This window comes from Parabacteroides gordonii MS-1 = DSM 23371, assembly GCF_000969825.1.
In the GTDB taxonomy this organism is placed as follows: Bacteria; Bacteroidota; Bacteroidia; order Bacteroidales; family Tannerellaceae; genus Parabacteroides; species Parabacteroides gordonii.
The window spans coordinates 887,291-894,163 of the sequence record NZ_KQ033919.1 but is presented as its reverse complement, the minus strand read 5'-3'; the positions used below and the strand labels follow the sequence as shown (position 1 = coordinate 894,163).

Here is a 6,873-nt window from a genome sequence, read left to right as displayed (position 1 = left end):
ATTAAGGTGGTTATAGCGTTGGGGATCCACCTCTTCCCATTCCGAACAGAGAAGTTAAGCCCAACCACGTCGATGGTACTGCGTAAAAGTGGGAGAGTAGATAGCCGCCGTTTTAGAGTCAAGAACTCAAAACAAGGAAAAGGGATCAATCGTAAGGTTGATCCCTTTTTGCTGTTTTATAACCTTTGTTTTCCGGATTAATATTAATCGTCTTCTCTTTGCACGTATCAAATAAGATATATATCTTCGCTATCTGAATCTGTACTCATAGAAAAATATATAATGAAAAGAAGAACCTTTCTTAAATCGTCCCTCCTGGCTGGTACAGGCTTTGGAGTCAATCATGTGGCACAGTCTGCAACTCCTTCTCAGGAGCAGGAAGAAGTGAAAAAAAAGCCTCATGTAATTTTTATCATGACCGATCAGCATCGTGGGGATGTTTTGGGCTGTATGGGAAATAAAGCGGTTATCTCACCTAATATAGATAAGCTGGCAGAAGAAGGTACTTTATTTGTAAGTGGTTATTCATCGGCCCCCAGTAGTACGCCCGGACGCGCCGGTTTGCTGACCGGGCTGTCTCCCTGGCATCATGGTATGCTCGGTTATGGACGAATGGCTGAACAATATAAATATGAAATGCCGCAAATGTTGCGTAACCTGGGGTATTTTACTTTTGGCATCGGAAAGATGCATTGGTTTCCCCAGAAGGCGCTTCATGGTTTCCACGCTACATTAATCGATGAAAGCGGAAGAGTCGAATCCAAAGATTTTATTAGTGATTACCGTGAATGGTTTCAATTGAATGCTCCCGGACAAGATCCGGATCTGACAGGTATTGGCTGGAATGATCATGGAGCCGGTATCTATAAACTGGAGGAACGATTGCATCCGACTACCTGGACAGGGCAGACTGCTTGTGAGCTTATCCGTAATTATAATAACGATAAACCGTTATTTATGAAGGTTTCGTTTGCACGTCCGCATAGTCCTTACGATCCTCCGAAACGTTATCTGGATCTATATAAGAATGTCGAAATACCAAAGCCGGTTATAGGCGACTGGTGCGGTAAATATGCAGAGCGCCTGGATCCGGAGAAAGCGGCTTCGGATGCTCCGTTTGGAAATTTTGGAGACGATTATGCCGTTAATTCCAGAAGACATTATTATGCAAATATTACTTTTATCGATGATCAGATCGGAGAGATCATCACAGCCTTAAAAGAAAAAGGTATGTATGATGATGCGATCATCTGTTTTACAGCTGATCATGGTGACATGCTGGGCGATCATTATCATTGGAGAAAGACGTATCCTTATGAAGGTTCTGCCCATATCCCTTATGTTGTTAAATGGCCATCGTATGTAAAGAAATCAGTGCCGAATGGTACAAAAATAGAACAGCCGGTTGAACTTCGGGATTTTCTTCCTACTTTTATCGATCTGGCAGGTGGTGCTGTGCCCCCTGATATGGATGGCAGTTCGTTATTGAAACTGGTACAGGGGCATTCGGATGAATGGCGTAAATATATCGATCTGGAACATGCCACCTGTTATAGTGCCGACAATTATTGGTGTGCATTGACAGATGGAAAGTTGAAATATGTATGGAATTTTCATAATGGGAAAGAACAATTGTTCGATCTTCAAAAAGATCCGGGTGAGCTAACCGATTGTTCGGAGAAGAAAGCATATGCCAAACAACTGAAGGAGCTCCGTAAAGCAATGGTTGATCATCTTTCAGAGCGTGGAGATGATTATGTGAAGAATGGCGAATTAGTTACTTTGGAAAAGACTATACTGTATAGTCCGAATTTTCCGCAAAAAATATGATTCTTATAAATTCTTTAAACTTCGTAGTATATGGTCAGAAAATGGATACTCCTGCTTGTAGGAGCAAGTTGTGTAATTGGATCAGTTATGGCACAAGATAATCCGATCCTGTTGTTCCCAAAAGGAGCGCCAGGCGAAACAACCAAGCTGATAGAGAAGGCAGATAGTGATGGTGGACAAACCGGAGGCGAAACTGTGTTGCGTATATCGAATGTGAGTGAGCCGACAATCACCGTTTATCCAGCTCCGGACGAAGTGGCCACAGGTGCTGCAATGGTTGTTTGTCCAGGCGGCGGCTATAATATTCTGGCTTATGACCTGGAAGGTGATGAAGTTTGTGAATGGTTGAATAATCTGGGTATAACGGCCGTGTTGGTGAAATACCGTGTCCCTCGCCGGGAAGGTCTGGCGAAGCATGAAGCTCCCTTGCAGGATCTTCAGCGTGCGATCGGTTATGTCAGGGCTCATGCGGAAGAGATGAATATCGATCCTCAGCGTATTGGCGTGATGGGATTTTCGGCTGGAGGTCACCTTTCTGCAATGGTTAGTAATAATTTTGATAAACGTACTTATCCGGCAGTGGATGCTGCCGATAAAGTCAGTTGCCGTCCTGATTTCTGCTTGTTGGTTTATCCGGCTTACCTGGATGGTGAGAACTTTCAGTTGGCTCCGGAATTGAAGGTGACTTCTGCTACTCCGCCTACTATGCTTGTGCAGACGGAAGATGATAAATCATATATCAATAGTAGTCTTTTCTATTATTATGCTTTGAAAGAAGCCGGTGTTCCTGCTCGGATGCATTTATATAGCAAAGGAGGTCATGGCTATGGACTGAGAGACACAGGAGCTGCTGTGAATGAATGGCCGGACAGAGCCGAAGACTGGTTCCGTGAACTGGGTGTGATTGAATAAAAAATCTAAATAGAGTACGAGGATACGGAGATTCTTTGTATCTTTGTACTCACAAATCATGGGGATGACCGGTTTAGAAAGACCTACCCTAAAAATCAAAGAAAATAAGAGTAAAAGAAAAGCTAAATAAAATACTAAATATCAGTATTTTGTGAGTGATATAAGAGCTAGACGGAAACAATGTGTTTTCCTTTGTTTAGCTCTTTTTTTTGTTACTTTTGTTACTCGTTTGTTACCCGTGAACGAAAATGTTACTTATCTTTGTGGTGGGTAACAAATAAAGTAACGATATGGCAAAGCAAGTCAAAGTTAAAGAGCCGGTACGTATTCGTACAAAGAAACTGGCCAACGGGAATGAATCGATTTACCTGGATCTATACAAAGACGGTGATCGTGTGTACGAGTTTCTCAAACTCTATCTTATTCCGGAAAAATCAAAAACAGATAAGGAAGCCAACCGTAAAACGTTGGAGTTAGCTAATGCGATCAAGGCTAAACGAATCGTAGAGTTGCAAAATAACGAACATGGCTTTAAAACAAATACTACCAGATCAAAGATGAATCTGATTCAATTTGTTTTACACCTAGCAGATGAACAACTAGCAAAGTCGGGTAACAAGCGCAGTTATTACTATACTCTCCATTCGCTTGCAAAGCATTTAGAAGCTTATGCTGGCGATAAGATAACCTTTGCTAAAGTAGATACTGAATTTGTTAAAGGGTTTATAGCCTATCTCCGTACTGCTGTAAACTTCAATTATGAGAATAGTAAGAAAAAGCCCAAAGACGAAACTCTTTCACAGAATACTCAATACAATCTGTATAAGAAATTTACTTGGGTGATCCGTAAGGCTATGTTAGCGGATATAATTGTCATTAATCCTTTGGATAAAGTGGATAATACAGATAGGCCAAAGCCTGAAGAGGGGCAAAGGGAGTTCTTGACAATTGAAGAAATAAAAAAACTAATGGGAACCCCTTGTAAGGACGATATGTTAAAACGTTCATTTCTCTTTTGTTGTCTGGTAGGACTTCGATATAGCGATGTAAAGAACTTGCTTTGGGGAGATCTTAGGGAGGATAACAACGGTGAAATTATTCTTCGACTTCGTGTAATTAAAACAAAACGTTATGAAGATTTTCCGGTAAGTAAGGAGGCGTTGAAGTGGTTACCAGAAAAAACAGGATCTGATGAAAATTTGATCTTTACTCTGCCAAAGAATGATAATTCTAACCGAAAACTGAAGAACTGGTGTACATCTGCCGGTATCAAGAAAAAGATTTCATTCCATTGTTCCCGGCATACTGCAGCTACATTAAACCTGAGTTTGGGCGTACCAATTGAGACCGTTAGTAAATTACTGGGACATACAAAGATAAGCACAACGCAGATTTATGCGAAGATCATAGACAAAAATAAAAAAGCTGCGGTTCATAAGCAGGATGGTATATTTGATTAAAAATGCGAATTATGGAAACAAGCATTGTTGATAATTACATAGACACTATTAATGAGGCTGTGAATTGGGTTGGTTTATGGACTGATCCGGTATTAAAAGGGAATAGCCTTGTTAATAGTAGTATTTCATACGGAAAAGATTTGCGTCAAAGAGTATCTAGGTTATCTCCATACGAAATAAAAGACGAAATATTGAAAAACTCAACAATAGAGAATATAAAAGAGTATTCCTCTTTTTTTGCAAAAAGATTAGAGGTTGAAAAAGCGGCTGTTGTATTCCCTTTTGAATTTGATGATATTATGTTTGATATCAATAATGAATATCATAGACAAATCCTTAGTTTAGTGAGAGAGGGGAAAATAACACAAACGGAAAGAAATGAAATATTACAGCAAATCGCTTATATTGTAAAAGATATTAATTTAAAAACGGAGATATTACAGAATATATTTGCTGAGTTAAAACAATGTCTTACGAATCGGAACAACTCTGATAGTGTCCCGAAAGAATTAGATACAGAAAAGGCACTAGAAGTATTGCAGAGGGCTGTAAATGCAAATATATTGGGTAACGGTTTTCAGAGTATAGGATTGACAATTTATCAAAAAAGACGGTTTGCGGAGTTAGCAAGTGAGGAGTTAGGAATAAAATCAAAATGGAAAACATTTGAAGATTTATGGGGCATAAAAGGACTAGCTCAGGTTAAAATGTATGAAGCGGATCAAGACAGTCTAAAAATAATTGATACTCTATTCTCCAAAGATATTAGAGATAAGGCAAAGAAAAAGTAACTGCAAGATATACAGTGATATAAACCCCCATATAGTGACTATAGTAGTGACTATATGGGGGATTTTTATTTCCTTTCCTGCTGATATTTGCAATGTAATTACAAAGCAACGGGCAAAGTACACGCCCCATTCATGAACAAATAATTTATTGTATTATGTCAGAAGAAATAAAACAGCAATTAGATAGAATTGAGCAATATAGCCTATTAGCTGCAAAGAATGTACTTTGCTTTGATGATGTTGCATTACTTACAGGATTTAGCAAGAGCCATCTGTATAAACTTACCTACAGCCATCAAATTCCACATTACAAGCCGAATGGGAAACAACTTTATTTCGATAGAAAAGAAATAGAGGACTGGATGAAGCAGAATAGGGTTGCTACAAATGATGAGATAGAACAAAAAGCAACAAATTATCTGGTTACTGGAAAAATCGGAAATAGATAGGAGGTTTAGTTATGGCTGAAAGAAAAAAGGCGACCGAAGCCGCCCCTGAAACCGGAAACAAAGATAATACAAAAAATCGAATACGTGCAACTGTCCGATCTCTTTTTAGGTCAGGAAAAAGACTTACAGCGAAAGATATTAATAATCTCACAAATAGTAATGACGCTCGCAAAGTAATTTCTGATTTACGTAAAGATGGGTATAATATTCAAGATGTTAGACAGGCAAACATGTGCAAACTTTACTGGCTGATACCTGATAATAAACAGGGCGAATTATCTTTTTTAAATGACCAACAAGATGACTTCTAACTACAGAGATATTATTAAAGCCGAGTTGCAAAAGATTGATTTGCACAGTGGTAATAATGGCGTAAATATCGATGATGAATCTCTTTCATTGCTTCAAAAAGCAGAAATAGACTTAAGTATTGATATCCCATCACCACCACCAGTACTGTATCAAGGGAATAAGGTAATGATCAGCAAAGGTGACTTTTCTGTTGTGGTCGGAGCCGCTAAAAGCCGGAAAACATTTTGTGTATCTGCTATGGTTGGTGCTTATCTGTGTACTGATGAATACATGAATATGAGTAGTCCGAACGATGCCGGTTGTGTTCTTTGGATTGATACGGAACAAAGTATCTATCATGCGGCCAAAGTCGCTAAACGGGTATGCCGAATTGCAGGATTACCAACGAATCAAAAAACAGATCGGTTCCGTATGCTTTGTTTCAGAGAGTACGAACCTGAAAAACGTAGGGAATTAACAGATAAAGCGATTCGGTTATATCGTCCTTCTTTGGTAGTGGTAGACGGTGCTGCTGATCTTATCCTTGATGTAAATGATAGCTCTGAAAGTGCAAAGCTGGCTACGATGTTCATGGATATCACGAAAGAATTAGATAATCATATTGTCACAGTATTACATACCAACCCAGGAGGCGATAAACCTAGAGGTCATTTAGGAACAAACTTTCTCAATAAGGCACAAGCCTTGTTTATCGTCCGGGCAGATGGTGATATCTCAACCGTATCAGTAGAACGGTGCAGAGATATTGCAGTAGACGATTTTGCTTTTGCCGTGAATAAGGAAGGATTACCCGTACTTGCTTCTATTCCTGAAAAGTCTGATAAAGAAGATAATCTTAAGACCATCTTTTGTAAATATACTCAACCTATTCGGCAAACTGATTTAAGAGATGCTATTATGGTCGACGAGGGGATAAAGAAATCTATGGCTAACCGAAGAATAAGAGAAGCCAGGGAAATAGGGGTACTTGTTGAAAACAATGTGGGGCTACTTTATTACAAAGGAAAGGAGACAAATAATGAATCGGAACAATTACCTTTTTAAGCGGGTACACTACCGGGTACAATCGGGTATTTTCGGGTACAGTAGCAATGGTACGGGTAACCGGGTACACACCCC

General features: G+C 39.3%; 8 protein-coding genes and 1 other annotated feature (1 of these 9 running past the window's edge). All 8 genes read left to right on the top strand.

Features of this window, described 5'->3' with window-relative positions; all coding sequences use genetic code 11:
- Nucleotides 1-113: a sequence feature (most likely nonfunctional fraction of RNA operon), on the top strand (it extends 2,767 nt beyond the left edge of the window).
- The coding region (locus HMPREF1536_RS28075; RefSeq protein ID WP_233426394.1) for a hypothetical protein at nt 1-201 on the top strand (201 nt) is incomplete at its 5' end. Its footprint overlaps the feature before it by 113 nt.
- Before the next feature lie 81 nt (nt 202-282).
- Nucleotides 283-1,830 carry an arylsulfatase gene (locus HMPREF1536_RS03510; protein ID WP_028728647.1) on the top strand — a complete coding sequence of 516 codons (1,548 nt, stop codon included), beginning with the start codon at nt 283-285 and terminating at the stop codon, nt 1,828-1,830.
- Between the two features lie 30 nt (nt 1,831-1,860).
- Nucleotides 1,861-2,742 (top strand): alpha/beta hydrolase, encoded by an 882-nt coding sequence (locus HMPREF1536_RS03505; RefSeq protein WP_028728646.1) that lies wholly within the window; start codon nt 1,861-1,863, stop codon nt 2,740-2,742.
- A gap of 290 nt (nt 2,743-3,032) precedes the next feature.
- Nucleotides 3,033-4,202 carry a site-specific integrase gene (locus HMPREF1536_RS03500; protein WP_028728645.1) on the top strand — a complete coding sequence of 390 codons (1,170 nt, stop codon included), beginning with the start codon at nt 3,033-3,035 and terminating at the stop codon, nt 4,200-4,202.
- Nucleotides 4,203-4,213: 11 nt separating this feature from the next.
- Nucleotides 4,214-4,993, top strand: coding sequence for a hypothetical protein (locus tag HMPREF1536_RS03495; protein WP_028728644.1), 780 nt, complete (start codon nt 4,214-4,216; stop codon nt 4,991-4,993).
- Between the two features lie 155 nt (nt 4,994-5,148).
- On the top strand, nt 5,149-5,442 hold the full coding sequence (locus tag HMPREF1536_RS03490) for a helix-turn-helix domain-containing protein (RefSeq protein WP_028728643.1): 294 nt from the start codon (nt 5,149-5,151) through the stop codon (nt 5,440-5,442).
- A gap of 11 nt (nt 5,443-5,453) precedes the next feature.
- Nucleotides 5,454-5,753, top strand: coding sequence for a hypothetical protein (locus HMPREF1536_RS03485; protein WP_028728642.1), 300 nt, complete (start codon nt 5,454-5,456; stop codon nt 5,751-5,753).
- Nucleotides 5,743-6,798 carry an AAA family ATPase gene (locus HMPREF1536_RS03480; RefSeq protein WP_028728641.1) on the top strand — a complete coding sequence of 352 codons (1,056 nt, stop codon included), beginning with the start codon at nt 5,743-5,745 and terminating at the stop codon, nt 6,796-6,798. The genes HMPREF1536_RS03485 and HMPREF1536_RS03480 overlap by 11 nt, the downstream gene beginning before the upstream one ends.
- Nucleotides 6,799-6,873 lie beyond the last annotated feature (75 nt).